The organism is Rheinheimera sp. MMS21-TC3 (assembly GCF_032229285.1).
Taxonomy (GTDB): Bacteria; Pseudomonadota; Gammaproteobacteria; order Enterobacterales; family Alteromonadaceae; genus Alishewanella.
In genome coordinates this window covers 2,056,226-2,080,474 of sequence record NZ_CP135084.1, presented here as the reverse complement: position 1 = coordinate 2,080,474, position 24,249 = coordinate 2,056,226, and the positions used below count along the sequence as shown (strand labels likewise).

The following is a 24,249-nucleotide window of genomic DNA, read 5'->3' as shown; positions in this document are numbered from 1 at the left end:
GATTAATTAATGCAAAACTTACAAGAGATTGTTAAGTACTTACAGTTTTCGAATAAGCAATTTGTGGATCGTAAAGCATTAATAGATCTAAGCCAACAGGAGGTGGACTTATTAAAGCAAGTCCATCTTCCATTACAACAATATGAAACAAAGCTAATAGATGCTTTTTATCAGCATTTATTTAAGTTTGATGCACTAGAGTCTATTTTAATTAAATCGGGCTCTTTAGAAAGCTTAAAGCAAAAACAAGCTAATTATTTTCGGCGATTAACAGCGGGAATATATGATGTAACTTATGCCGAAAATCGGCTTAAAGTTGGTATTGCACACGAACAAGTTGGCTTAAATACCCAGTGGTATATTGGTGCTTATGGTGCATATTTAACCTTAGCTAGCCAAGCCATATCTGAAATATTACAGCAACAACCTCAGGCTATTCCTGCGACCTTAACTGCGTTATATAAAGTCGCGTTGTTAGATATTACCTTAGCCTTTGATGCCTATATGTATGCTAGCCATCAAAGCCTAATTGCAGGTAAACAAAAAGTATCAGAGCAATTTAATTATCAGTTGCGCCTACAAGATGCTATTAATCGTATTCAAACCGCTTACATTACTGATTCTTCAGACGATTCTGAGCTATTTGTTCTGCTTGATGAGATGCTGTTACTCACAGAGAGTAAATCAGCTTTATTAGCCCTTGTTAAAACCAGTGAACAAAATCAACCCTACTTAAAAATTAAAGCAATCAGTGATCATGCTTTGTCGCTTGAGCAACAAAAGTCTCATAAAGATTTAGGATTAGAATTTCACCAGCTAGATAATTTACTTGGCGAAGTACTGTTAACACAAGATACAGTTATTTCTAATGATCTGGCTAATGACCCTCGGTCAGGTGAATTATATAAAAATTATTTAGATACAAAGTCATTTTTAGGTTTACCCATCCGTATAAACCAGCAAGTGAGTGCGGTTTTAGTGCTGATAAATAGGCCAGAAGGGTATAATGACAGTATTGCATTAGGCTTAAAACCGATAACAGATGCGCTTGAAACTTTAGTTATTGCACGTAAAACAAAAAGAGATCTGGAAAAAACCTTAACAGATAATGCGCGTTTAGCCATAGTCGCTAAACAAACAATTAATGGTGTAGTAATAACAGATCCTGACTTTGTTATTCAATGGTGTAACCCTAGTTATTATCAGCTTACAGGGTATAAAGCGGCAGAGGTTATAGGCAAGAAGCCGCTGTTATTACAAATAGGACCAAAATCTAGCCAAGAGAAAATTCAACAATTGATGTCTGCAGTGAAGGCGCTTAGGCCTATTGATATAGACATTATTAAATATAAAAAAGATAAAACCCCTTATTGGGCTAGGATAAGCTGTAACCCAACTTACGCAAACAACGGTAAACATATTGGTTTTGTCTTAGTTGAGCTTGATACCACAGAAGTTAACCAACAAAATCAGCTGTTACAACGCTATAAAACAGTGTTAGATAATATGCATGATGCTGTCTACTTTGTGGATGCAAATAGCTTTGAAATTATCTATGCAAACTCAGGCGCACAAAAGCAATTAGGAATGACTGAGCAAGAGTTATTATCCTTAAAGCCTTATAATATTAATGCTAGTTCAGATGAATCAGCATTTAAAGCCTTAGTAGCTCCTTTAGTAAACAAAGAGGTTGAAACGCTAAATTACAGTACCTGGCATCTAACAGCCTCAGATAAAGAGTTACCTGTTGAAGTAACAATGCAGTTAGTGAGCACAGCCTTTGGTGCTGATATTATTATTAATTTAATTCGAGATATATCAGTGCAGCGGCAAGTTGAACGATTGCGTAATGCGCAAGAGCGAGACGTTAATAACCTGCTTCAGCGTTCGGATGATCCTATAGCAATAATTAATAAGTCGCAGAGAATAATCGACTGCAATGCAGCAGCTTTATCGTTATTTGGTTTTACTAAGCAGAGTGATTTAATTAATAAAAAATTAAGTGAGCTTGGAATAGCAAATAGCCTGATAAATACTGCAGCGGCACAACGTTCAGAAAAGATTGATATAGCTTGGCAGCAAGGCTATCAAAAGTATACTTGGTTATATTCCACAGTAAAAAGTACTGAAACTCCAACTGAAATTACCTTAACCCCGGTTATTTATAAAAAACACGCTTGCTTGCAGGTTGTTTGGCGAGATTTAACTGAAATAAAAGAAAAAGAAAGAAAAATAAAACAGTTAGCATATTTTGATGAATTGACAGGATTAGCAAATAGCAATTTATTTACAGCGCGTTTGGAGTACTTATTAAAAGCGGCTAAGCAGTGTAACTATACTATCGCAGTCATTTATTTCGATATTATCAAGCTAGCCGAAATAAACGAAACTATGGGCTATAAAGGTGGTGACATTACAATTAAAGCTGTTGCAAAGCGTTTTGCTCAGCAAATTCGTCAAGCTGATTTAGCACTGAAGTTTATGGATGAAGACTTTCGTCATCATGCTGAAGTTAATGTTAACGCAGTTGATCGTGAGTTTGATGCCTTAGCTAGGATCCATGCTGATAAATTTGCTTTAGCTGCGGTGCTTACTAATTCAGGATCCGCAGCCAAGCTTACTGAACGTATTCAGAATGTTATTAAAAAGCCCCTAGATATTATGGGCAATCAATTAACTGTTTCTGTTCGTGCCGGTGGTGCTTTATATCCTGATGATGCTACTGATTATGACTCATTAATACGAGGGGCTAACATTGCTCTTGGTCATGCTAAAGAGCAACAGTTGAACCATAGTTTTTATAATACAGTTATCGGTGATAGAGTTCAGCGTCGGGCATTAATATTTCAGCGTTTAAAGCACGGTATAGTTTCAGGACAACCTAATTTTAGTTTGCGTTATCAACCACAAGTTAATTTGAAAACAGGTCAATTAAGTGGTGCTGAAGTTCTTATTCGCTGGTTTGATAATGAATTAGGTTGGGTAGCGCCAGATGTTTTTATACCACTAGCCGAAGATAGAGGTTTAATTAACCCAATTACAGCTTGGGTTATTAATACAGCAGGTAAACAATTAGCTGACTGGCAAAAGTTAGGTTATCTATCTGGACCAGATAAACAGGTTAAACTAGCAATAAATGTGTCAGCAAAAAACTTAGAAATGCCTAATGTTGCTATGTGGCTTGATGAAAAAGTTGAACAGCTAGGTTTGTCAGCGCAGGATTTTGAAATCGAGTTAACCGAGACAGGGTTAATGCGTGATCCTACCCAGGCAATTAAAGTATTACATCAGCTGAAACAAGCTGGTTTTAATTTAGCAATTGATGATTTTGGCACCGGGCATTCATCGCTTAGTTATTTAAAAAATATTAATGCTGATACTTTAAAAATAGATATGTCTTTTGTAAAAAGCTTACTTACAGATAAAACGAATCATGCAATTGTTAAAACAGTTATAGCTACCGCTAAAATATTTGGTATGAAAACTTTAGCCGAAGGCGTGGAAGATAAACTTATAGCAGATGAATTAACGCGATTAGGCTGTGACTATGCCCAAGGCTACTTTTATGCCAAGCCTATACTCGCTGAGGAGTTCCAACAAAATTGGTTAGTAAAAATGAATAATTAATATTCGACACAGGAGGGATAGTGGCTAACTTTTCAACGCTTATGCAGCAAGTGCGGCAATGTAGCTTGTGTCAGGATAATTTACCCTTATTGGCAAAACCCATTTTACAAGCAAGTGTTAACGCAAAAATTCTAATTGCCGGTCAAGCACCTGGAGTAAAAGCCCATAACAGTGGTGTTCCCTTTGATGATGCTAGCGGTAAACGTTTACGGCAATGGCTAGGGCTAAATTCAGAGCAGTTTTATAATCCCGAACTTATTGCCATATTACCGATGGGTTTTTGTTACCCTGGCAAGGGAAAAAGTGGTGATTTAGCGCCACGACCTGAATGTGCCCCAGCTTGGCGACAACAGCTGTTAGATCAAATATCTCAAATTAAACTGACTGTTATTATTGGCCAATACGCGATTAAATGGCACAAGCCTCAGTTTAAAGGCACGGTTACCGCCGCAGTGGAACAAAGCTTACAACAGCTTGCTGATGACAGCGACAACAACACCCTAGTACTGCCGCACCCCAGTCCTAGAAATAATATTTGGTTAAAGAAACACCTTTGGTTTGAACAGCAGTTGCTGCCGCTGCTACAAAAAAAGATTAGCCAGCTAATTTAATGTTAAAGAGCCAAATAACAGTAAATGTAGTTTTGGCTCTTTAATTAAGCTTTAAGCTATTTATAAAGCAGGTTAAAGATCTAAATACTGCGGCCAGCCTAATAATGGATTACTTAAACCGTGTTGGCTTTCAAGTGCATCTAACTTTTCTGGTGAGGCATCGTTAAGGGCTAGTGCTTGGTAACTTTTAGCAAACTCTAAGGTGCGTACTAAGGCCGGTATAAAGTGCGGCCCTAAATCTGCTTTAATAGCATCAGCAATATTTTGTGGCATTTCGGCAAATACCGACTCGGCTTGCATCGCAAAATAGTGGGTATTAAACCAATGTGGCTGTAAAGTGATATTGCGCAAACGCTGCTTTAAGTCATGCTTTACTTTATCGCCAGAAGTAAGGGCGCGATAGAACACTATTTCTGCTAATACATCTTCTAAGCCAAAGTGCTCATATTCATCATAGCTAGTGCGAATAAAAAACTGTTTATGTAATAACTGTCTTGCTTCTGCGTGTAAATGTTCGCGCATAGCTTGCTGATAATGTTGCCAGCCCATCCAGTCTTCGGCATCGGGTGGCGTTGATATATTTTGCAGTAAGCTTTGTTGAACATCTACATATAAAGACTTAGCTTGCTGATTTTTACTAACAGCACTTAGCATGCTCCAGCCTTTTTGAAACGGCTTTATAATACTCTCTGGTGCTAGTAAAATCGCTAAGGCCTTATCAAGATCATTATCTGCTAGCTCTCTTAAGCCTAAGCTAACTACACCGATAATATCGTTAGCCGCTTGCTCTAATAAGTGCATTTTATATTTATTATAAAATTTATCAGCAAACTTTAAGCTCATTAAAACCGCTTTTGATTTTAATAAATCTAAGTTAGCGGCATCAAGTTGTTGCTCGGCTTGGGCCTTGGCAATAACTTGAGTAAGAAAAGGCCCATTACTGCCATCACGTAGCATTAACTGCATGAAAATAACCCTTAATCTAAAAAGCTAAACATATCGTCTACTTCAGAATATTCGTCAGTGGCTTTATTATTTTCTTTGGCTTGCATCACTAATTCGGTGGCAAATTTATTAATAATACCTTCCCAGCCAGAATTTTCGTTACGAATAAGCGCTTTAATGGCTGATTCCACTCTTGGCGTTAAATAACGAATTAATGCTAATAAACTACGAGGGTCATCATAACTAATGTTATGTACATCTTCATTACGATGGCGTTCAGTAAAGCGTGTAGCCTCTTCTAAATCTTCTTCTTCATCATGCTGGGTATCATTGTAAGTATCATCATCGTGTAATTGCTCACCGCGATATAATTCAATAAAAGGAATAGATAGATAAAATAGGCCGGCAGGATCGTCAGCAATACATTGTAAAATTTCTGCTTGTTTTTCTTCGCTATCTTGATTACGAATTAAATAGGTTAAAAAATCAAAAGTATGTTGTTGTAGTTCTTCAGCATTACTTTTAATTTGTTCTTCCCAATATAGCGGTTGCTGACAGACAATATCGCGAATCTTTTCTGGTGTCATTAGCTCAGAAATAATGGAAGGAAAAGATAAATCATGCTGACTATTAATTTGGGTTAAAGTAACAATATCAATATTTTCAATGACCTCAACAAGCTGTTGATCTGACATTGTATTAGCAATTAGCTCAAATTTTTTACTGGCTTGTTTAGGTTCAATTACGGCGAGTTGCTTAATTTCTGCTGCTGCAACTTCAATTAAATTGGTCATTAAGAGTTTTCTCCTTTAAAGCCGATATCGTCATATTGATCGTCATAGCCATCTTCATCATCTGATTGGTCATCATAATCACTGTCATAGTCATTATCTTGGTAATCGTCTGCACGTTCTTCAGAGTCGTCGTTGTCATAATTGATAACAGTGTTATTGTCCTGAATTATCATAAATACTACAGCGCAAGCTTCAATTAATACTGATTCTGAATAGTCACGGATGGCTTTAATAAAAGGCAGATCAGCATTATTAAAAGCAACACTGGTTTTAAATTGATCCCAGCTTGGCATAGTTGCATTTGCTAACCATCGTTGCCACTGCTTAATAGCCTCAGGTGGAAATTTAATTTGACCGTATAAGGCAATAGGTAAATATTCCGGTAGCGCGGCCAACATTGATGGATCCTGCAGTAGGATCGCTTTCATTTTACTAGTAAATTGCAGTAACGCCGTTGGCGACTCTGGGTCATCGTAAGAATGAATGTTCTCTAACGCTTCAGTTTTTAATGACTCTAGATGCGATATATTTAACTTTTTAGACATAAATTACTCACGGATAAAATTGGTCCCATAACTCCTGCATTGCTGAAGTTGGGTCGGGTACTATTACGTTATTAAAATCTTTAATAAAAGCTGCTTTTTGCTTTGGATCTGATAATACATTGTAAGCGGTAGTGACACGTTGTAATTGTGCTGCAGCATATTGGAGCTCTTGCTCAGATAAACCAAATAACTTATCTGGATGATACTTATTGGCTTGGCGTCGATAAGCTTTCTTAATCTCATCATCTGTGGCATTAGTTTTAATGCCAAGTACCCGAAAGTGATTAATCATGAATTGTCCTGCGCACAGAAAAAGTTATTTAATAAGAACGCACTGCTGTAACTACAGCCACCAATTATAATAGCAGAATAGCGACAAGCCGTGTTAAACAAACTTAGTAAAAGCTTTTATTTTGCCATTCTATAACGATATTTCATAATAAAGTTTTACCGCGCACCTGCTAAAGGCGGGCCGGAAAGTTTAAGCTTGGTCTCTCTTCGGTTTAAGTCTAATCTGTGCTTAAATAATAGAGGCATGGAAACCATGCCTACTAACTGCAAATATTACAACAATAATAGCAATTGCTTGCGGTTAAACAACGACAAAACAGAGGATATATCATGAAAACTGATAGAAGACGTTTTTTAAAGTTATCTGCCGGTGGTCTGGTCGGCTTAAGTGTGGGCGGTGTTAGCCTTAAAGCTTTTGCTGCAGAGCAACTGGATCCTGAAAACCCACAGGCAAAAGCATTACAATATACTCATGAGTCAGTTAAAGAAGGCTCAAACTGTGCTAACTGCGCCTTAATTCAGGGGGCAGAGGGTGAGGAATGGCGTCCTTGTGCAATTTTCCCAGGCAAGCTAGTACATAGTAATGGTTGGTGTGCTGCATGGGCGAAAAAGCCAGTATAAGTTGAGCTTTAAAAACGTTGTAAATGCATAATTTAAAAAGTTAGATGAAATAAAACGGGGCCGTGATAGCCTCGTTTGTGTTGGTGCTAGATTAAAGCAACTGAATACACAGCCGGTGCATAATTGCGGCTGTCGCACCCCATATAAACCGACCCTGATAGGGCATCGCGTGTAATTGTCTTATTTTGCCGGCAAGAGGCAAATTAAATTGATGGCGGTTTTGCTGCTGTAAAAAGTGCTGTAATGGTACTTCAAAAATATCGGCAACTTCATTTGGCTCTATATGCCAGCGTGGCTGGGGGTTAACTAAAGCCACCCAAGGCACTATGGTAAAACCGGTGTTTGTTGGTTGAATTGGCAAGGTGCCAAGTAAGTCAACATTGTGACTTAGTAGGCCAATTTCTTCATTTGCTTCACGTAAAGCTGCTTCAGCCGGTGTTTCATTAGGTTCTATTCGCCCGCCAGGAAAACTTATTTGGCCAGGATGATGCCTTAAATGTAAGGCGCGCTGGGTAAATAATAAGGTTAATTCAGTGCCGTAATCGATAATAGGCACTAAAACCGCCGCTTGCTTTATATCGCTTGCTCTGCCTTCTTCAGCTTGGGCTGCTTGATGTAACATAAAGCGTTGTCGAAATTCATCAGCTTGCATTGCGGCTTACTCACACCTGTTCGATTGCAAGGTAGGTAAAATTTTATTGACTTTATCTAAGGTTTCTTGAAACTCACTGTCAACATTAGAGTCGGCAACAATTCCGCCACCTGCCCAACAATAAATTTGTTGCTGATTACACACAAGGGTGCGAATAGTGATATTGCTATCCATGTCGCCGTTAGCATTAATATAGCCGATGCTACCACAATAAACTGAACGACGATGTGGCTCTAGCTGCTCTATTATTTCCATAGCTCGCACCTTAGGTGCGCCGGTAATAGAGCCGCCAGGAAAAGCAGCCTGTAGCAAGTCAACGGCTGTGTAATTATCCGCTAAGGTGCCTGTTATGGTACTGACTAAATGATGCACTGCAGGGAAACTTTCAATAGCAAATAAGCTAGGTACAGCCACACTACCTGGTTGGCATACTTTGCCGATATCATTGCGCAATAAGTCGACAATCATCACGTTTTCGGCGCGATCTTTAGCTGAATTACGTAAATTATTGACTTCTATTTCATCTGTCATAGCGCAAAATCCACGAGGCCGAGTTCCTTTTATCGGCTTGGTTTCAACTTGCTTATTATGCAACTGCAACAGGCGCTCTGGTGAAACACTTAATACACAGCCTTGCTCTGTGCGAATAAAAGCCGAAAAAGGCGCAGCATTGCTATCGCGTAGTTTTAGATAAGCTTGCCATTCGTCACCTTGATAATGGGCATTAAAGCGCTGAGCTAAGTTAATTTGATAGCAGTCACCGCTTAATAAATACTGCTGAATTTGCTCAAATTTTTGCTGATAACTCGCTTTATCCATATTAGATTGCCACTGGCTAGTTAAGCTAAAGGGCCGGGGCTTAGGTGCAGCTGTGCTTGCATTATTATTTGAGTTAAAAGTCTGTTTTAGGTTTTGCCACCGCTCTTGTGCGTTACCGTTATAGTCTACACACCATAGCTGTTGTTGCTGTTTATCTAATATTAGCGCCCAAGTATAAAAGCCGATAGCCATATCGGGTAAGTCGATATCTTGTTTGGCTAGGCTAGGTAGGGTTTCAATATAGCGGCCTAAATCGTAACCGAAGTAACCTAAGGCACCGCCTATAAAGGGTAGTTCGGTAGCAACTTTATTAGGAAAAAACTGATTTAAACCTTGCTGCAATAACGCAAAAGGCGCGCCTTCTGTTTGAGTATTTGTTTGCAAATCAACTAAAGTCACTTGGCCATTGCTAGCTTGCAAAGTGGCTATGGGCTTGGCAACGAGAATATCGTATCGGCTATTAATATGCTGATTTGCTGCTGAGTCTAACAGCATAGACCAAGGCTTATCAGCAAAATAGCTAAAATAATGGAGTAAATTGTTTGGTATTTCGTCTTGAATTAGATGTTGCTGCATGAATGGGACTAGCCGCTGTTTCTGATGCGCGGTATCATAGCAGTACTTACTTCAATAGTTAAATATAGTGCTAGCTATTATAAATTAGGTAGCCTAGATAGCCCCATACAGCGTAGAGGACAAGTAATTATGACGGTCATTCGCCAGCAAGACTTTATTGATAGCATTGAAGATGCATTGCAGTATATCTCTTATTATCATCCACTGGATTTTATTAAAGCATTAGAAACGGCTTATCACAAAGAGCAAAACCAAGCGGCTAAAGATGCGATAGCGCAAATTTTAATAAACTCGCGCATGTCAGCTGAAGGCCACAGACCTATTTGTCAGGATACAGGCATAGTGACTTGTTTTGTTAAAATTGGTATGGATGTGAAATGGGATAAAACGGATTTAACTGTACAACAAATGGTTGATGAAGGTACGCGTCGTGCCTATTTAAACCCAGACAATCCATTACGAGCTTCTATTGTTGCCGACCCTGCTGGCGCACGTAAAAACACTAAAGACAATACACCTGCAGTTGTCCATATTGATCTGGTGGCTGGCGATCAAGTGGAAGTGATGATTGCAGCTAAAGGCGGTGGCTCAGAAAACAAAACTAAAATGGCGATGCTTAACCCGTCAGATTCTATTGTTGACTGGGTATTAGAGACCTTACCAAAAATGGGTGCCGGCTGGTGTCCACCAGGTATGTTAGGCATAGGCATTGGCGGAACGGCAGAAAAAGCGGCCGTGTTAGCCAAAGAGTCGTTAATGGACCCTGTTGATATTCAACAGCTAATAGATAAAGGCGCAGAAACGGCTGATGAAAAACTGCGTTTAGAGCTGTATGAAAAAGTCAATAAGCTGGGTATAGGTGCGCAAGGTTTAGGCGGCTTAACAACGGTTGTTGATGTTAAAATTAATAGTGTGCCAACCCATGCTGCAAGCTTACCTGTAGTGATGATCCCAAACTGTGCTGCTACTCGCCATGTTCATTTTCATTTAGACGGCAGTGGCCCTGCGGATATTAAACCGCCTAAATTAGAAGATTGGCCACAAGTGACTTGGGAGCTTGGCAGCAAAGTACGTCGAGTTAACTTAGACCAAGTGACACCAGAAGAAGTACAAACCTGGCGCGCTGGCGAAACTGTTTTATTAAGCGGTAAAATGCTTACCGGCCGTGATGCAGCACATAAACGCATTGCTGATATGCTAAGCAAAGGCGAAGCTTTACCAGAGGGTGTCGACTTTAAAAATCGCTTTATTTACTACGTTGGCCCAGTGGATGCAGTGGGTGATGAGGTAGTTGGCCCAGCTGGCCCAACTACAGCGACACGGATGGATAAGTTTACCGATATGATGCTAGGCCAAGCTGGTTTGTTAGGTATGATTGGTAAATCAGAGCGGGGTGATAAAACCGTTGCCAGTATAAAACAACATAAAGCCGTATATTTAATGGCTGTTGGCGGCGCGGCTTACTTAGTGTCTAAAGCCATTAAAAAGTCTCGTGTTGTTGCTTTTGCCGATTTAGGTATGGAAGCCATTTATGAGTTTGATGTTGAAGATATGCCGGTTACTGTTGCGGTGGACTCCGAAGGGAATAATGTCCATCAACAAGGGCCTGCTATCTGGAAAGTAAACATAGAAAATATGGCAGCAAAATAATAGTGATAAAAAGGCTACTAGATACTTAGTGGCCTTTTTGTTTAAAGGGACTTTATTCAGCCGAGCTTACATTATACATTAGGTTAAAAGTAGAATAGAAACATATGCTTTTAATAACATATCTCTTTATAGAATTGGAGTTAGCATGAAATATTCAGCCTTGCTGGTATCACTATTTTTCAGTGGTACGGCGTTAGCTAATGCGCCATTGAGTGTCGAGCATTTAAACCAAGTTAATAATCTTTATGATGTTGCCTTATCGCCAGATGGTCGCTATGTAGCTTACGGTCAAAGCAATGGCGGCTTTAGCCCCGCTGATACCAGTAGTGACTTATATTTAATTGACTTAGCCAAACAAAATACTTTAACGCGTTTAACGCAAAGCCAAGGCCGTGAACATAATCTGCAATGGTCAGCTCAGAGCGATAGTTTATACTTTATTACTAATCGAAGTGGTTCTAATCAAGTATGGCAATTAGCCTTATCGGGCGGTGAAGCACTGCAAGTAACCGACTTACCTGTGCCAGTTTCGGGTTTTATCGTGTCAGCCGATGGTAAGCAGATCGTGTTAGAGCTGTCGGTTAAGCCGGGGTGTGAAAAGCTAGCTTGTACTATGGCTGCTAAACAAGCCGATAGCGCTAAAAAAGACAGTGCCATGGCTTATGATCAGTTAATGGTAAGACATTGGGATACTTGGCTAGACGGCTATCGTAATCAATTACATATAGCGGCTTTAGGCCAAGGTGTTGTTAAAGATGCACGTAACTTAATGCCGGAATGGGATACTGATATCGCCGGTATCACTGAGGTGGCTTTTACACCCGATAACCAACGCTTAGTATTTAGTGCCAAAATTCCATCTGCTGATCAAGCTTGGCACACTAACTTTGATATTTTTATGGTGTCGATAAATGGTGGTGAAAAGCAAAACTTAACAGCGGCTAACTCAGCTTGGGATGCGGCGCCTTCTTTCTCCGCTGATGGCCGTTTTATGGCGTATAAAGCCATGAAAAAGCCACAAGCAGAAGCCGATCGCTTTGGCTTAATGCTGTTAGATATGGTGACCGGGCAGCGTAAAGAGTTAGCAGCTGACTTTGATCGCTCTATCATTGACTATAAATTTGGTCCAGATAATCGGACTATTTTTGTTACGACCCAAGATGTAGGCCAACGCAGTATTTATGCTATTAGCACCAGTTTTGGTGATGTACGTAAAGTCTATGGTGATGGGACAGCTGGCTCACTGCAAATTGCGGGTGATAAATTAGTTTTTACTAACCATAAGTTAGATTTTCCAACCGAAGCCTTCCAACTAAACTTAGATGGTACTGAGTTAACTCAATTAACCGATATTAATGCCGACTGGCGTAATGCGGTGCAATTTGGTGACTATGAACAATTTAACTTTAGCGGCGCGAATGATGAAACGGTTTATGGTTACTTAGTTAAGCCTTGGAACTTTGATCCGAAAAAGAAATATCCAATGGCATTCTTAGTTCATGGCGGCCCCCAAGGTAGCTTTGGTAATATGTTTAATGTGCGTTGGAATGCCCAGATGTATGCCGCTCAAGGCTATGCGGTGGTTATGGTCGACTTCCACGGCTCGACAGGGTATGGCCAAGCTTTTACCGACTCTATTAGTCGCGATTGGGGCGATAAGCCGTTACAAGATTTACAAAAAGGCTTTGCTCATATAGTAAAAACCCAACCTTGGATTGATGGCGACCGTGCTTGTGCCTTGGGTGCATCTTATGGTGGCTATATGATGAACTGGATTGCAGGTAATTGGCCAACCGGTTTTAAGTGTTTAATAAATCATGCTGGTTTATATGATATGCCAAGCTTTTATGGCAGTACTGAAGAGCTATGGTTTCCAGAGCGTGATTTAGGCGGCCCAGTATGGCAAGAGGGGTCTGATTACAATAAATTTAATCCGGCCGCATTTGCTGATAAATGGCAAACGCCAATGTTAGTTATTCATGGCTTAAAAGATTATCGTGTTCCTTATGCTCAAGGTTTAGGTGCTTTTACTAACTTACAGCGCAAAGGTATTGATTCACGGTTAGTTATCTTTCCTGATGAAAATCACTGGATCTTAAATAAAGATAATCGGGTGCGTTGGTATAACGAAGTGTTTCAATGGTTAGAGAAATATACTAAAGCTAATTAATTGAGTAACAAAATGAGAGACACAAGATGAAACTATCTGAGGTGGTAATTGTTGGTGCAGCTCGAACGGCTATAGGCAGTTTTGCGGGCAGTTTGGCCAGTTTAACACCTGCAGAATTGGGCACAGCAGCAGCAAAATCTGCTATTGAGCGTGCTAAGGTTAGCTCTGCAGATATCGATCATGCTGTGTTTGGTCATATTATTACCACTAGTGCCGCTGATGCTTACTTGGCTAGAGATATAGCTTTACAAAGTGGTTTGTTGCCAAGCTCGGTGGCCTTTAATGTTAATAGGCTTTGTGGTTCAGCTGTGCAATCAGTTATATCAGCTGTGCAGCTTATCCAGTTAGGGCAAAGTCAGATTGCTTTAGCGGGTGGTGCTGAAAGTATGAGTAATGGTGCTTATTTACTGCCTAAGGTCCGCCAAGGGCTAAGAATGGGCCATAGCAATGTTGCTGATCTGACCCTTGGTATTTTAAGTGATCCTTTTGGCAGTGGCCATATGGGACTGACGGCTGAAACCATTGCCAACCAATATGGCTTTACCCGAACGGATTTAGATGCTTATGCTGTGCAAAGCCATCAGCGAGCATCTTATGCGCAGCAGCAAGGCTATTTTACGGCACAAATAGTGCCTGTTAAGGTTAAATATGGGCGACAAGAGAGTGTTTTTAGCTCAGACGAACACTTACGTCCTGATACGTCTTTAGCCAGCTTAGCTAAGCTAAAACCCGCTTTTAAAGCCGATGGCGTGGTCACTGCTGCCAATGCTTCGGGTTTAAATGATGCCGCAGCAGCATTAGTATTAACGAGTGTGGCTGAAGCAGAAAAGCGAGGTTTAACGCCTCAAGCAAGGATACTAGGTTATAGCTTTGCTGGAGTTGAGCCAAGTTTAATGGGGTTAGGCCCCATACCTGCAGTACAAAAGTTGCTTAAGCAAACCGGAATTAAGCTAGAAGATATTGCCGTTATTGAATCTAATGAAGCTTTTGCTGCGCAAGCAATGGCCGTAAGCCAAAGCTTGGGACTAGACCCAGTTAAAGTTAACCCTAATGGTGGGGCTATCGCCTTAGGCCATCCTGTTGGTGCAACCGGCTCGATATTAATTATTAAATTATTAGCCGAGTTACAACGAATTAACGGCCGTTATGGTTTAGTCACTATGTGCATTGGTGGCGGCCAAGGTATAGCCTTGTTAATAGAAGCCTTTTAAAGCTAAAGGGAACTTTTGCTAGGTTAAGTTGTCTTATCGAATTAGCTGAATGCTTTTGTCTTTATTTTCTGCAAGGATCGCTTAATGTTCGCTAAGCTATATCAGGCTAAGCTATACCAGGCTAAGTTATCTCAAGTTAAGCTGTTTCAGATTAAACACGTATTTTTCCTACTTTGTCTACTACCTAGCTTGGCACTAGCGCAAAGTTTTAGTGAGAAATTAGCCGCTGCAGCCTTAGAGCGAACTGCACACCAAGTTAGATATGATGGCCGTTATTTACGTATTGCCTATCCTAATGGTGATGTGCCAGCAGATATAGGGGTATGCACAGATGTTATTATTCGCACTTATCGCGCTCTAGGTATAGATTTACAACAATTAGTGCATCAAGATATGCAGCAGTCTTTTGCCCGTTATCCCTCAAAGCGAATTTGGGGCCTAACCAAGCCCGATAGCAATATTGATCATCGTCGAGTACCTAACTTACAAGCATTTTTTAGCCAGCATGGTGAGCAGCTTAGGCAAAGTAAGTTAGGCAGTGATTATCAAGCCGGTGATATTGTCACTTGGTTGTTACCTGGCAATTTACCGCATATTGGCATAGTGGCTAACCAATTATCGGCTGATAATAAAAGGCCCTTAATTGTCCATAATATTGGTTCAGGGCCAGAGCTTTCTGATATGTTATTTGCTTATCCTATTACAGGCCATTACCGCTATCAGCCAGCAATAGACTAACTTTAAGCCATTTCAGCGGCAATTTGTTGTAAAGATGCGGCTAATTGTGCAGGCTCTTGAGCACCCGAGATTAAATACTTATTGTTAATAATAAAAGCGGGTACCGATGAAATTCCGGCTTGTTGATATTTTGCAATATCGTCATTAACTTCCGTTTCATATTGGTTTGACGCTAAGATGTGACTTGCTTCGGTTTTATCTAAGCCAGCTTGTTCTGCACAGTCGGCTAATACGTGCTGATCTGCCACATTTTTAGCATGACCAAAGTAAGCATCGAATAATGCTAGCTTCATGGCATCAGCTTTTTGCTGAGTAGCCGCCCACTTTACTAGCCGATGGCCATCAAAGGTATTACAAGTATTACGCTGCTGAAGTTTTGCAAAGTTAAGCCCAAGCTCAGTTGCGATGGTGATCATATTATCTTGTGCCGCACGCATTTCATTGATATCACGGCCATACTTTTTACTTAACGCTTCTAAAATAGGCTGTTGTGGCGCATTTTTATCTGGGTTTAGCTCAAAGGCATGCCATTCAAGCTCTGCTTTAATATTCGGTAAACTGCTTAAAGCTTGTTGTAAGCGGGCATAGCCAATAGCGCACCAAGGGCAGGCGATATCTGATACTAAATCTATTTTAATCTGTTGCATTAATGCAATCCTAAAAGTTTATAACTACAGTTAAGCCAGCATAGGCTGTTTGTAAAGCAGTCTCAAGTATAGTGCCTCATGCTACCCCATGATATCGGTATTATTACTATGCGGTAAAACTGAATTACCTAATTGTGCCATTTGTGTGGATTTAGAAAAGATTGATTTCAGGTTATACTTAGCCATATCTAAAATTTCGTTATTATTTAAAAGGATACTAAAATGGAAATGATTAAAACACGTGCAGCCGTTGCATGGGGCCCAGGCCAGCCGTTATCAATTGAAGAAATTGATTTAATGCCACCGCAAAAAGGTGAAGTCTTAGTAAAAATTATTGCAACGGGTGTGTGTCATACTGATGCCTTTACTTTATCGGGTGATGATCCTGAAGGTATTTTTCCTGCCGTTTTAGGCCATGAAGGTGGTGGTATTGTTGAAGCCGTAGGTGAGGGCGTAACCTCTGTTGCTGTGGGTGATCATGTTATTCCGTTATACACACCAGAATGTGGTAAGTGTAAGTTCTGTTTATCAGGTAAAACTAACCTTTGCCAAGCCATTCGTGAAACGCAAGGTAAGGGGTTAATGCCAGATGGTACAACGCGTTTTTCTAAAGATGGTAAGCCAATTTATCATTATATGGGTACCTCAACTTTTTCTGAATATACGGTGCTACCAGAGATTTCATTAGCGAAAATCAACAAAGAAGCGCCATTGGAAAAAGTTTGCTTATTAGGCTGTGGTGTTACAACGGGTATGGGTGCTGTAATCAATACGGCTAAAGTACAACCGGGCGATACCGTTGCGGTATTTGGTTTAGGTGGTATTGGTTTATCAGCCATTATCGGTGCGGTAATGGCTAAAGCTAGCCGTATTATTGCCATTGACATCAATGAAGATAAATTTGAAATTGCTAAGCAGCTGGGTGCAACAGATGTGATTAACCCTAAAAACTATGACAAGCCTATTCAAGAGGTTATTGTTGAAATGACCGATGGCGGCGTTGATTTCTCTTTTGAATGTATAGGTAACGTTAACGTTATGCGTTCAGCATTAGAATGTTGCCATAAAGGTTGGGGGGAGTCAGTAATTATTGGTGTTGCCGGGGCCGGCCAAGAAATTTCAACTCGTCCATTTCAATTAGTTACCGGTCGTGTTTGGCGTGGTACTGCCTTTGGGGGCGTTAAAGGCCGCAGTGAATTACCAGATTATGTTGAACGCTACTTACAAGGTGAGTTTGAGTTAGATACCTTTATTACTCACACTATGCCGTTAGAAGATATTAATAAGGCGTTTGATTTAATGCATGAAGGCAAGTCAATTCGTACTGTTATTCATTTTTAAGCTGATTCAATATTAACTTTAGCGATAGGCTAGTTTATAGATTACAACACTCATTCTTGATTGCCACAGTAACTCGTTCGCGCAAGCGCTCTCTCAGACAACCTGTGTCAAACAAAATGAGGTTCTAATCTATCTATTAGCTAAATATTACTAATTATATTTCTTATGTTCATAGTTAGTATTTCGGTGTTTTTGGAGGTTTTATGAGTCAAGATAAATTAACTAAAGTCAGTGAGCACTTAGTGTTTGCTGGTAAACAAATCCGCTTTGAACACAATTCGCATAGCCTTAACTGTAAAATGCAGTTTTCGGTGTTCTTACCCGCTGAAGCTGAAACTAAAAAAGTGCCAGCAGTCTATTGGTTATCAGGCTTAACCTGTAATGATGAAAACTTCTCAAGCAAAGCTGGCGCTCAACGCATTGCGGCAGAGTTGGGAATAGCCTTAATTATTCCTGATACTAGCCCGCGTGGTGAAGGTGTCGCTGATGATGAAAATGCAGCTTACGATTTTGGTTTAGGTGCCGGCTTTTATGTTAATGCCACCCAAGCGCCTTTTGCTAAGCATTATCAAATGTATGACTATATTTTGCATGAGTTACCGCAATTAGTTGAAGGCCAATTACCTATTTCTGAAAATAGAGCGATAACGGGGCACTCAATGGGGGGGCATGGCGCTTTAGTTATTGGTTTGCGTAATACTGAGCGTTATAAGAGTATTTCGGCTTTCTCACCTATTTGTAATCCAATGAATGCTGCTTGGGGTATTAAAGCATTATCAGGTTATTTAGGCGAAGATAAACAACAATGGCAGCAGTACGATGCCTCTTTGTTATTAACAGAAGCAACATCACTATTACCTATTTTAGTTGACCAAGGCACTGCGGATAACTTTTTTCCTGATCAATTACGCACAGAAAGCTTAATTGCGGCTGCGAAACAGCATCCTGATGCGGATATCGAAATACGCTATCAAGAAGGCTATGATCATAGCTATTACTTTATTTCTAGTTTTATTGAATCTCATTTACGCTTTCATGCTAAGCATTTATTTGCTTAAGCAAAGGTTAGCCTAAACTAAAATTTAGACGTAGAGTCTGAACTAAAGCAGCTAAGGTGATACAGCCTATAGCTGCTTTTCTTTATCAGTAACAAAGGTATAATCAAATTTTATCCGCTAGTAGGAGCCGTCAATGAGCCAAAATAATAGCTATGATAACAATAATGTATTTGCCAAAATTCTGCGTGGTGAATTGCCTTGCTTTAAAATTTATGAAGATGAATTTAGCTTAGCTTTTATGGATATTATGCCCCAAGCAAAGGGCCATGCTTTAGTGATACCTAAGTTTGCCGCTGAAACCTTATTAGAGATTCCTGCCGATATGCTAGCGCATACTATGACGACAGTGCAAAAGGTGATGTCGGCGCAAAAATCAACCTTAGGCGTTGAAGGTGTTGTGCTAATGCAGCTTAATGGTAAAGATGCAGGGCAAACTGTACCTCACTTACATTTTCATTTAATTCCTGAGCATTTAGCTAATTTAAAAGGCCATAGTGCTGAGAAGGGGGATATGGAGCAAATTAAAGCCTTAGCTGAACAGATTAGCCAAGTACTTTAATTTAAGGCTAGCACCCAGCTCATAGCTAGGTAAGCTAGCTATGATGCTTAAAAGCTAAATTCATAATAGATTGATAACAGATATGGCTTCTTTAACGCTTAAACTTGGTTTCTAAAATAACGGAAGAGTTAGTTCGTTCAACACCATCTAGGTTACCAATATCGTCCAGAATATGGCTAAGTTGCTCGGTACTTTGAGCTTGTACTATGGCAATTAAGTCATATTCGCCGCTAATGGCATAAAGCGCTGATACTTGTGGCAGTTGCTTTAGCTCTATATTGGTTTTAGCGGTTAGCTTTTGTTTTACTTTTAAGCTGACATGGGCTGAAACTAACGCTGCAGAAAACTTATCTCCATAATCAACAGAGTAGCCTTTAATCACACCGCTTTGTTCTAGCTTTGTAATACGTGTTTGCACGGTAGAGCGTGATACATTCAGGGCTCGAGCTAAATCTGAAATACTGGTTCTAGCATTACTTTTTAACAGAGCCAACAATTTTTCATCTTCTTTTGTTATCATTTCGTTTTAATTGTCCGTTAAAATGTATAATAAACCTATTATATTGCTAATTATGTCTCTGCAAATTGACATCTTTAACCAGTATACTAGTTCACAAATTACCAATGGTCACTATAAAGTAAATAAAAACTCTTAGTGTGCCTTAATTAACCTGTCCAGTGAGGTAACGATGCAAATTACAAGAAGCTTATTCGATGAAGTAATGGTACCAAATTACGCTCCAGCTAAATTTATTCCTGTTAAAGGCGAAGGTTCACGTGTTTGGGATCAAGAAGGTCGTGAATATATCGATTTTGCTGGTGGTATTGCGGTTACTTGTTTAGGTCACTGTCACCCGGCCTTAGTGGGCGCATTAAAAGATCAAGCGGATAAGCTTTGGCATTTGTCTAACGTTTTAACTAACGAGCCAGCCTTAGCTTTAGCTAAAGTGTTAGTTGATAATACTTTTGCCGATAAAGTGTATTTTGCAAACTCAGGCGCTGAGTCAAACGAAGCAGCTTTAAAATTAGCCCGTCGTTATGCTAAAGACAAATATGGTGAGCAAAAGGATCAAATCATCGCCTTTAAACAAGGTTTCCATGGTCGTACTTTCTTTACGGTAACTGTAGGTGGCCAACCTGCTTATTCTGATGGTTTTGGTCCTAAGCCTGCTGCAATTGAACATGCTGAATTTAACAACATTGACAGCTTAAAAGCGTTAATTAGTGATAAAACTTGTGCTGTAATGGTTGAGCCTATGCAAGGTGAGGGCGGTGTTTTACCAGCAACACCTGAGTTCTTAAAAGCCGTTCGCGAATTATGTGATGCTAATAACGCTTTATTAATTTTTGATGAAGTACAAACTGGTGTAGGCCGTACTGGTAAGCTTTACGGTTATATGCAGTATGATGTTGTTCCAGATATTTTAACAACGGCTAAAGCCTTAGGCGGCGGTTTCCCAATCGGTGCTATGTTAACTACTGATGAAATTGCTAAACATTTAGTGCCAGGTACTCACGGGTCTACTTATGGTGGTAACCCATTAGCTTGTGCTGTTGCCTTAGCTGCTGTTAACACTGTGAATACACCAGAAGTGTTAGACGGTGTAATGACTAAAGCGCAATTGTTCCGTGATGGTTTAGCAAAAATTAATGAAAAATATAATGTATTTGCAGATGTGCGTGGCCAAGGCTTATTAATTGGTGCTGAATTAACAGCAGACTATGCCGGTAAGGCGCGTGATTTTATGTTAGCTGCGGCTGATGAAGGCCTAATGGCACTAGTTGCAGGTGCTAATATTGTCCGTTTTGCACCTTCTTTAGTGATCCCAGATGCGGACATTGAAGCAGGTTTAGCTCGTTTTGAGCAAGCCGTTGCTAAAATGGTTAAGGGCTAAGCAGATGTTAGTGATCCGACCGATCACTAAGGCTGATTTTGCGGCTTTAAAGCAAATTGCAATTGAATCCGGTCATGGCTTTACGTCATTACCGGTCAACGACCAACGTTTAACGCAAAAAATCAGCCATGCTGAGCAAAGTATTCGTTCTGATGTCAATCAGCCAGGTGATCAGGGCTATTTGTTTGTATTAGAAGACAGTGAAACCGGTGAAATAGTTGGTACTACAGGCATTGAAGCAGCTGTAGGTACCAGCACGCCTTTATATCACTTTCAACAAAATACCATAGTCCACCATAGTGCTGAGCTTAATGTTTTTAATCAATTAAGAACCTTAACCCTGTGTAATGATTACACAGGGGCATCAGAGATTTGTACCTTATTTTTACGAGAAAGCTATCGGCGCAATCATGCTGGGCGGTTTTTATCGAAAGTTCGATTTTTATTTATGGCTGAACACCCGAAGCGCTTTTCTGATCGGGTTATTGCAGAGATGCGAGGGGTTGCTGATGACAATGGTCAACCGCCATTTTGGCATTGGTTACAAAAGCTATTTTTAACTATCGACTTTCCAACAGCTGATCATCTAATAGGTGTGGGAAAAAAATCCTTTATTGCCGAATTAATGCCAAGACACCCAATTTATGTTGGTTTGCTGCCAGAAGAGGCACAGCAAGTGATAGGTGAGGTACATCAAAACACTAAACCTGCACTTAACATGCTTGAAAGTGAAGGCTTTATTCATAAAGGCTATATTGATTTGTTTGACGCTGGGCCGACGGTTGAAGCGCAATTAAAACAAATTAAATCGGTTGCTGAAAGTATCAGTGTTCCAGTGAAAATAGCTGATGTGTCTGGCGATTGCACTTTAGCTGTGGCAAACACTGAGTTAGAAGGCTTTAGGGCCAGTTTTTCAAAACAAGCACAATATGATGAACAAGAGCAGGTTTTACAATTAAGCCCAGAATTTGCTGAGTTACTTAAGCTTAAACAAGGTGATATGGCAAGATTTATCTATTTAGATAAAAGGTAAGCTAAGCCTTAAGTCGTATTAATTATTAATTTGTGAGATTTATATACCATGCATACAGATGTAAAAGAGCTTTTTGATAACTTATGGCAAAATTATGTTGAAGTTACCCCTTCAGCAAAAAGCGTGCATAAACTTTTAGGCTCGTCGCAACAAGATGATATTATCAATGACCATATAGCTTTACGCACTTTTAATATTGAAAAGGTTGGCTTAGAAAAGCTTGCTGCTCATTTTAAAGCCTTAGGTTATGAAGAATGCGGTGAATACCACTTTGAGGCTAAAAAGCTTTATGCTAAGCATTATGAACATGCGGATCGTAATTTACCTAAAGTGTTTATTTCAGAGTTACTGTTAGATAAATGCTCTGATTATTTACGTGAAACTATTACTGCTTTAGTTGAGCAAATTCCAGAGTCGGCTGTCACTGCAGATAACTTTTTATACTCAGGCACTCACTGGCAAGTAAGCCAAGCTACCTACGAAAAGTTATTGGCCGAAAGCGAATATGCTGCTTGGGTCGCTGCTTGGGGCTATCGCGCTAATCACTTTACAGTTAATGTTAATGATTTGCAGAGTTTTCAGACGCTAGAGCAAGTAAATAGTGCATTAAAAAGTGCGGGCTATTTACTAAATACCTCAGGCGGTGAAATTAAAGGCACACCTGAAGTCTATCTTGAACAATCATCAACACTAGCGGATTTATATCCTGTGCAATTTAGTGATGGTACTGCAACAATTCCTAGTTGCTTTTATGAGTTTGCTCGTCGTTACCCTATGAGTAACGGTATGTTGTATACTGGTTTTGTCGCGGCATCAGCGGACAAAATATTTGAAAGTACCAACGCGCGTTAACTTATAATCGGTTAACTAAAAAAGCCAGCAATTGCTGGCTTTTTTGTTGTTATAGCAAATCTATAGTCACTGTGTTATTAATTTAGCTGGGTTTATTATGGAGTTGTAAAGCAGAATGCGGATTTGGTTATTTGTCAGTGTATGTTTGCTATCAAGTACTAGTTTAGTGGCTAGCGAAGTACGTTTAGATAAAGTTGATATTGATTTACCTCATCCTGTTAATGGTAGCTTGTTAGCATTGCCAGAACGTCAGCAGTTGCTTGTATCGGGATTTAATCAGTTTGAACGCTGGTTAAGTCAAATTTCCTTATCTGACTTTACCGTTAGTCAAATACCAATCCCTGCTAAGGCTCAATTTTTTACTAAAGCAACTTTGGCGCAGCAGAAAAGTGAGCAGTTAGTTTTTATTACCACTGACGGGATCAGTTGGTTTACCGAAAAAGGTGAGTTAAAGCCATTAGTGCAAAGTGGATCTTTATATCGTGTTGTAGATAGCTCACGATTAAGAGAGAAAGATTTTGTTGTTAATTTAGGCTCAGACCTGAGCGACTTTATATTACCAGACTTTAGTCATTTGCAATTATTTCGCCAGCAAGCAGATGGCCAGTTTATTCATTATCCACTAAAGGTGCCAGCCTTAGTTAGAAGCTGGAATGATAAGCCTAATTATCAACCTCGGCCATATTATGTGTTGGATGTTAATGCGGATAACAAACTAGATATTATCGTAATACTAGAGGGACAGTTTTACGCTTTTCTCCAGCAGTCGGATGCTAGCTTTTTAACGACGGCACAAAAGTTAGATTGGCCCTTAAGGGTATCTACCGAACAAGAAGCTGATCAACGTAATGATGCCGGTGATACTTATGCCGGTAAAAACATTGATAGCTTAGCTAAGCTTACCGATATAGATGGTGATGGCATAGTCGACATGGTAATTGAGCGTGAGCAGTTTATTGATGCTTTAGAGCGAAAAACGAGCTTTAGGATTCACTTTGGGCAGCAAACTGCTAAAGGGATCAGCTTTAACTCAGAGCCTGATACCACAATAAATACCAACTCATCACCCATTGATGTCAAAATTGCTGATATCAATGGTGATGGTAAGCAAGACTTTTATATTTCAAGTACTCACTTTGGTGTTGGCACTATTATTAGAGTGTTATTACGCGGTAGTGCCAGTTTAGATGTTGATTTTTATTTATTGGATGCGAATAGGCGCTATAAAAATAAAGCTGATTTTAGGCAAGCTGCAACTATAGATGTCAGTATAGGTAACTTTCGTTTTGATATGCCATTACTGCAGTTAGTTGATTTAAACGCTGATGGTAAAAGTAGTTTGCTGTTTGGTGATGGCAGTAACAAGTTAAGATTTTATTTACCTGATAACAAACGTTTATTCCAACGAGGAAGTATTGATCTTAAGGTTGAATTACCTCGTGATGCTAAGCAAGTAAAAGTGTTAGATTTAAATAATGATAATAAAGACGATATTATCTTACCTTTTTCTAGCCATGATAATAATGAGCAACGTAATCATCTTATTTTATTATTAAGTAAAAACAATGAAAAAAGCTAACCTAGTTGGTTAGCTTTTTTAATAGGCTAATAGCC

The 24,249-nt window shown here is 39.7% G+C and carries 22 protein-coding genes; 14 read left to right on the top strand and 8 right to left on the bottom strand.

All coding sequences use genetic code 11. The annotated features are described in order from the left end of the window. The first annotated feature begins 9 nt into the window (after nucleotides 1–9). Together RDV63_RS10165 and RDV63_RS10160 are read left to right on the top strand one after the other, a co-directional pair. Nucleotides 10–3,627, top strand: a complete 3,618-nt coding sequence (locus RDV63_RS10165) for an EAL domain-containing protein (protein ID WP_313909388.1) — start codon at nucleotides 10–12, stop codon at nucleotides 3,625–3,627. 20 nt (nucleotides 3,628–3,647) lie between these two features. Beyond that, nucleotides 3,648–4,238 (top strand): uracil-DNA glycosylase family protein, encoded by a 591-nt coding sequence (locus RDV63_RS10160; RefSeq protein ID WP_313909387.1) that lies wholly within the window; start codon nucleotides 3,648–3,650, stop codon nucleotides 4,236–4,238. Nucleotides 4,239–4,310: 72 nt separating this feature from the next. On the opposite strand, the gene RDV63_RS10155 is transcribed toward RDV63_RS10160, so the two are convergent. Genes RDV63_RS10155 through RDV63_RS10140 form a run of 4 tightly spaced genes read right to left on the bottom strand, consistent with a single transcriptional unit; the run spans nucleotide 4,311 to nucleotide 6,814 of the window. Continuing rightward, nucleotides 4,311–5,204: a hypothetical protein gene (locus RDV63_RS10155; protein ID WP_313909386.1), complete on the bottom strand. Its 894-nt coding sequence runs from the start codon at nucleotides 5,202–5,204 to the stop codon at nucleotides 4,311–4,313. Between the two features lie 11 nt (nucleotides 5,205–5,215). After that, complete coding sequence (locus tag RDV63_RS10150) at nucleotides 5,216–5,977, bottom strand: hypothetical protein (protein ID WP_313909385.1); 762 nt, start codon at nucleotides 5,975–5,977, stop codon at nucleotides 5,216–5,218. Beyond that, nucleotides 5,977–6,522 carry a hypothetical protein gene (locus tag RDV63_RS10145; protein WP_313909384.1) on the bottom strand — a complete coding sequence of 182 codons (546 nt, stop codon included), beginning with the start codon at nucleotides 6,520–6,522 and terminating at the stop codon, nucleotides 5,977–5,979. The genes RDV63_RS10150 and RDV63_RS10145 overlap by 1 nt, the downstream gene beginning before the upstream one ends. Nucleotides 6,523–6,529: 7 nt before the next feature. Beyond that, the gene (locus RDV63_RS10140) at nucleotides 6,530–6,814 is read right to left on the bottom strand and encodes a J domain-containing protein (protein ID WP_313909383.1); all 285 of its coding nucleotides are present in this window, start codon (nucleotides 6,812–6,814) and stop codon (nucleotides 6,530–6,532) included. Nucleotides 6,815–7,143: 329 nt separating this feature from the next. Between RDV63_RS10140 and RDV63_RS10135 the strand changes: the two genes are divergently transcribed. Continuing rightward, a complete protein-coding gene (locus tag RDV63_RS10135) occupies nucleotides 7,144–7,434 on the top strand; it encodes a high-potential iron-sulfur protein (protein WP_313909382.1) in 291 nt (96 codons plus the stop codon). Nucleotides 7,435–7,525: 91 nt separating this feature from the next. Here RDV63_RS10135 and RDV63_RS10130 read toward each other — a convergent pair whose 3' ends face one another. Both RDV63_RS10130 and pabB read right to left on the bottom strand, forming a co-directional pair. Next, nucleotides 7,526–8,086, bottom strand: a complete 561-nt coding sequence (locus RDV63_RS10130; RefSeq protein WP_313909381.1) for a CoA pyrophosphatase — start codon at nucleotides 8,084–8,086, stop codon at nucleotides 7,526–7,528. A 6-nt stretch (nucleotides 8,087–8,092) separates the two neighbouring features. Beyond that, nucleotides 8,093–9,481, bottom strand: a complete 1,389-nt coding sequence (gene pabB, locus RDV63_RS10125; RefSeq protein ID WP_313909380.1) for an aminodeoxychorismate synthase component I — start codon at nucleotides 9,479–9,481, stop codon at nucleotides 8,093–8,095. A 129-nt stretch (nucleotides 9,482–9,610) separates the two neighbouring features. On the opposite strand from pabB, the gene RDV63_RS10120 reads away from it, so the two are divergent. The 4 genes from RDV63_RS10120 to RDV63_RS10105 all read left to right on the top strand — a co-directional run bounded on the left by RDV63_RS10120 (nucleotide 9,611) and on the right by RDV63_RS10105 (nucleotide 15,250). Next, on the top strand, nucleotides 9,611–11,131 hold the full coding sequence (locus RDV63_RS10120; protein ID WP_313909379.1) for a fumarate hydratase: 1,521 nt from the start codon (nucleotides 9,611–9,613) through the stop codon (nucleotides 11,129–11,131). Nucleotides 11,132–11,276: 145 nt separating this feature from the next. Beyond that, nucleotides 11,277–13,301 (top strand): S9 family peptidase, encoded by a 2,025-nt coding sequence (locus RDV63_RS10115; protein ID WP_313909378.1) that lies wholly within the window; start codon nucleotides 11,277–11,279, stop codon nucleotides 13,299–13,301. 26 nt (nucleotides 13,302–13,327) lie between these two features. Further along, nucleotides 13,328–14,512, top strand: a complete 1,185-nt coding sequence (locus RDV63_RS10110; protein ID WP_313909377.1) for an acetyl-CoA C-acyltransferase — start codon at nucleotides 13,328–13,330, stop codon at nucleotides 14,510–14,512. An 84-nt stretch (nucleotides 14,513–14,596) separates the two neighbouring features. Further along, the gene (locus RDV63_RS10105; RefSeq protein ID WP_313909376.1) at nucleotides 14,597–15,250 is read left to right on the top strand and encodes a DUF1287 domain-containing protein; all 654 of its coding nucleotides are present in this window, start codon (nucleotides 14,597–14,599) and stop codon (nucleotides 15,248–15,250) included. A 2-nt stretch (nucleotides 15,251–15,252) separates the two neighbouring features. Here the strand turns inward: RDV63_RS10105 and RDV63_RS10100 are convergent, their stop codons facing one another. Then, complete coding sequence (locus tag RDV63_RS10100; RefSeq protein WP_313909375.1) at nucleotides 15,253–15,897, bottom strand: DsbA family oxidoreductase; 645 nt, start codon at nucleotides 15,895–15,897, stop codon at nucleotides 15,253–15,255. Between the two features lie 228 nt (nucleotides 15,898–16,125). On the opposite strand from RDV63_RS10100, the gene RDV63_RS10095 reads away from it, so the two are divergent. The 3 genes from RDV63_RS10095 to RDV63_RS10085 all read left to right on the top strand — a co-directional run bounded on the left by RDV63_RS10095 (nucleotide 16,126) and on the right by RDV63_RS10085 (nucleotide 18,855). Next, nucleotides 16,126–17,238: an S-(hydroxymethyl)glutathione dehydrogenase/class III alcohol dehydrogenase gene (locus RDV63_RS10095; RefSeq protein WP_313910407.1), complete on the top strand. Its 1,113-nt coding sequence runs from the start codon at nucleotides 16,126–16,128 to the stop codon at nucleotides 17,236–17,238. 203 nt (nucleotides 17,239–17,441) lie between these two features. Then, entirely contained in the window at nucleotides 17,442–18,296 is an 855-nt protein-coding gene (fghA, locus tag RDV63_RS10090) for an S-formylglutathione hydrolase (RefSeq protein WP_313909374.1), read from the top strand. Nucleotides 18,297–18,429: 133 nt separating this feature from the next. After that, nucleotides 18,430–18,855 carry an HIT family protein gene (locus RDV63_RS10085; protein WP_313909373.1) on the top strand — a complete coding sequence of 142 codons (426 nt, stop codon included), beginning with the start codon at nucleotides 18,430–18,432 and terminating at the stop codon, nucleotides 18,853–18,855. Nucleotides 18,856–18,946: 91 nt separating this feature from the next. Here the strand turns inward: RDV63_RS10085 and RDV63_RS10080 are convergent, their stop codons facing one another. Continuing rightward, nucleotides 18,947–19,375: an Lrp/AsnC family transcriptional regulator gene (locus RDV63_RS10080; protein WP_313909372.1), complete on the bottom strand. Its 429-nt coding sequence runs from the start codon at nucleotides 19,373–19,375 to the stop codon at nucleotides 18,947–18,949. A 169-nt stretch (nucleotides 19,376–19,544) separates the two neighbouring features. Between RDV63_RS10080 and RDV63_RS10075 the strand changes: the two genes are divergently transcribed. From RDV63_RS10075 to RDV63_RS10060, 4 genes are all read left to right on the top strand, one after another. Continuing rightward, nucleotides 19,545–20,750 (top strand): aspartate aminotransferase family protein, encoded by a 1,206-nt coding sequence (locus RDV63_RS10075; RefSeq protein ID WP_313909371.1) that lies wholly within the window; start codon nucleotides 19,545–19,547, stop codon nucleotides 20,748–20,750. A gap of 4 nt (nucleotides 20,751–20,754) precedes the next feature. Next, nucleotides 20,755–21,783 (top strand): arginine N-succinyltransferase, encoded by a 1,029-nt coding sequence (gene astA / locus RDV63_RS10070; protein ID WP_313909370.1) that lies wholly within the window; start codon nucleotides 20,755–20,757, stop codon nucleotides 21,781–21,783. A 48-nt stretch (nucleotides 21,784–21,831) separates the two neighbouring features. After that, nucleotides 21,832–22,635, top strand: a complete 804-nt coding sequence (locus RDV63_RS10065; RefSeq protein ID WP_313909369.1) for a DUF1338 domain-containing protein — start codon at nucleotides 21,832–21,834, stop codon at nucleotides 22,633–22,635. A 115-nt stretch (nucleotides 22,636–22,750) separates the two neighbouring features. Then, the gene (locus RDV63_RS10060) at nucleotides 22,751–24,214 is read left to right on the top strand and encodes a VCBS repeat-containing protein (protein WP_313909368.1); all 1,464 of its coding nucleotides are present in this window, start codon (nucleotides 22,751–22,753) and stop codon (nucleotides 24,212–24,214) included. Nucleotides 24,215–24,249: the final 35 nt, after the last annotated feature.

What these genes read in the sequence shown, in the direction of transcription:
- RDV63_RS10165 (WP_313909388.1), top strand. Translation starts at nt 10, where the DNA reads ATGCAAAACTTACAAGAGATTGTTAAGTACTTACAGTTTTCGAATAAG.
- RDV63_RS10155 (WP_313909386.1), bottom strand. Translation starts at nt 5,204, where the DNA reads ATGCAGTTAATGCTACGTGATGGCAGTAATGGGCCTTTTCTTACTCAA.
- RDV63_RS10150 (WP_313909385.1), bottom strand. Translation starts at nt 5,977, where the DNA reads ATGACCAATTTAATTGAAGTTGCAGCAGCAGAAATTAAGCAACTCGCC.
- RDV63_RS10145 (WP_313909384.1), bottom strand. Translation starts at nt 6,522, where the DNA reads ATGTCTAAAAAGTTAAATATATCGCATCTAGAGTCATTAAAAACTGAA.
- RDV63_RS10140 (WP_313909383.1), bottom strand. Translation starts at nt 6,814, where the DNA reads ATGATTAATCACTTTCGGGTACTTGGCATTAAAACTAATGCCACAGAT.
- RDV63_RS10135 (WP_313909382.1), top strand. Translation starts at nt 7,144, where the DNA reads ATGAAAACTGATAGAAGACGTTTTTTAAAGTTATCTGCCGGTGGTCTG.
- RDV63_RS10130 (WP_313909381.1), bottom strand. Translation starts at nt 8,086, where the DNA reads ATGCAAGCTGATGAATTTCGACAACGCTTTATGTTACATCAAGCAGCC.
- pabB (WP_313909380.1), bottom strand. Translation starts at nt 9,481, where the DNA reads ATGCAGCAACATCTAATTCAAGACGAAATACCAAACAATTTACTCCAT.
- RDV63_RS10120 (WP_313909379.1), top strand. Translation starts at nt 9,611, where the DNA reads ATGACGGTCATTCGCCAGCAAGACTTTATTGATAGCATTGAAGATGCA.
- RDV63_RS10115 (WP_313909378.1), top strand. Translation starts at nt 11,277, where the DNA reads ATGAAATATTCAGCCTTGCTGGTATCACTATTTTTCAGTGGTACGGCG.
- RDV63_RS10110 (WP_313909377.1), top strand. Translation starts at nt 13,328, where the DNA reads ATGAAACTATCTGAGGTGGTAATTGTTGGTGCAGCTCGAACGGCTATA.
- RDV63_RS10105 (WP_313909376.1), top strand. Translation starts at nt 14,597, where the DNA reads ATGTTCGCTAAGCTATATCAGGCTAAGCTATACCAGGCTAAGTTATCT.
- RDV63_RS10100 (WP_313909375.1), bottom strand. Translation starts at nt 15,897, where the DNA reads ATGCAACAGATTAAAATAGATTTAGTATCAGATATCGCCTGCCCTTGG.
- RDV63_RS10095 (WP_313910407.1), top strand. Translation starts at nt 16,126, where the DNA reads ATGATTAAAACACGTGCAGCCGTTGCATGGGGCCCAGGCCAGCCGTTA.
- fghA (WP_313909374.1), top strand. Translation starts at nt 17,442, where the DNA reads ATGAGTCAAGATAAATTAACTAAAGTCAGTGAGCACTTAGTGTTTGCT.
- RDV63_RS10085 (WP_313909373.1), top strand. Translation starts at nt 18,430, where the DNA reads ATGAGCCAAAATAATAGCTATGATAACAATAATGTATTTGCCAAAATT.
- RDV63_RS10080 (WP_313909372.1), bottom strand. Translation starts at nt 19,375, where the DNA reads ATGATAACAAAAGAAGATGAAAAATTGTTGGCTCTGTTAAAAAGTAAT.
- RDV63_RS10075 (WP_313909371.1), top strand. Translation starts at nt 19,545, where the DNA reads ATGCAAATTACAAGAAGCTTATTCGATGAAGTAATGGTACCAAATTAC.
- astA (WP_313909370.1), top strand. Translation starts at nt 20,755, where the DNA reads ATGTTAGTGATCCGACCGATCACTAAGGCTGATTTTGCGGCTTTAAAG.
- RDV63_RS10065 (WP_313909369.1), top strand. Translation starts at nt 21,832, where the DNA reads ATGCATACAGATGTAAAAGAGCTTTTTGATAACTTATGGCAAAATTAT.
- RDV63_RS10060 (WP_313909368.1), top strand. Translation starts at nt 22,751, where the DNA reads ATGCGGATTTGGTTATTTGTCAGTGTATGTTTGCTATCAAGTACTAGT.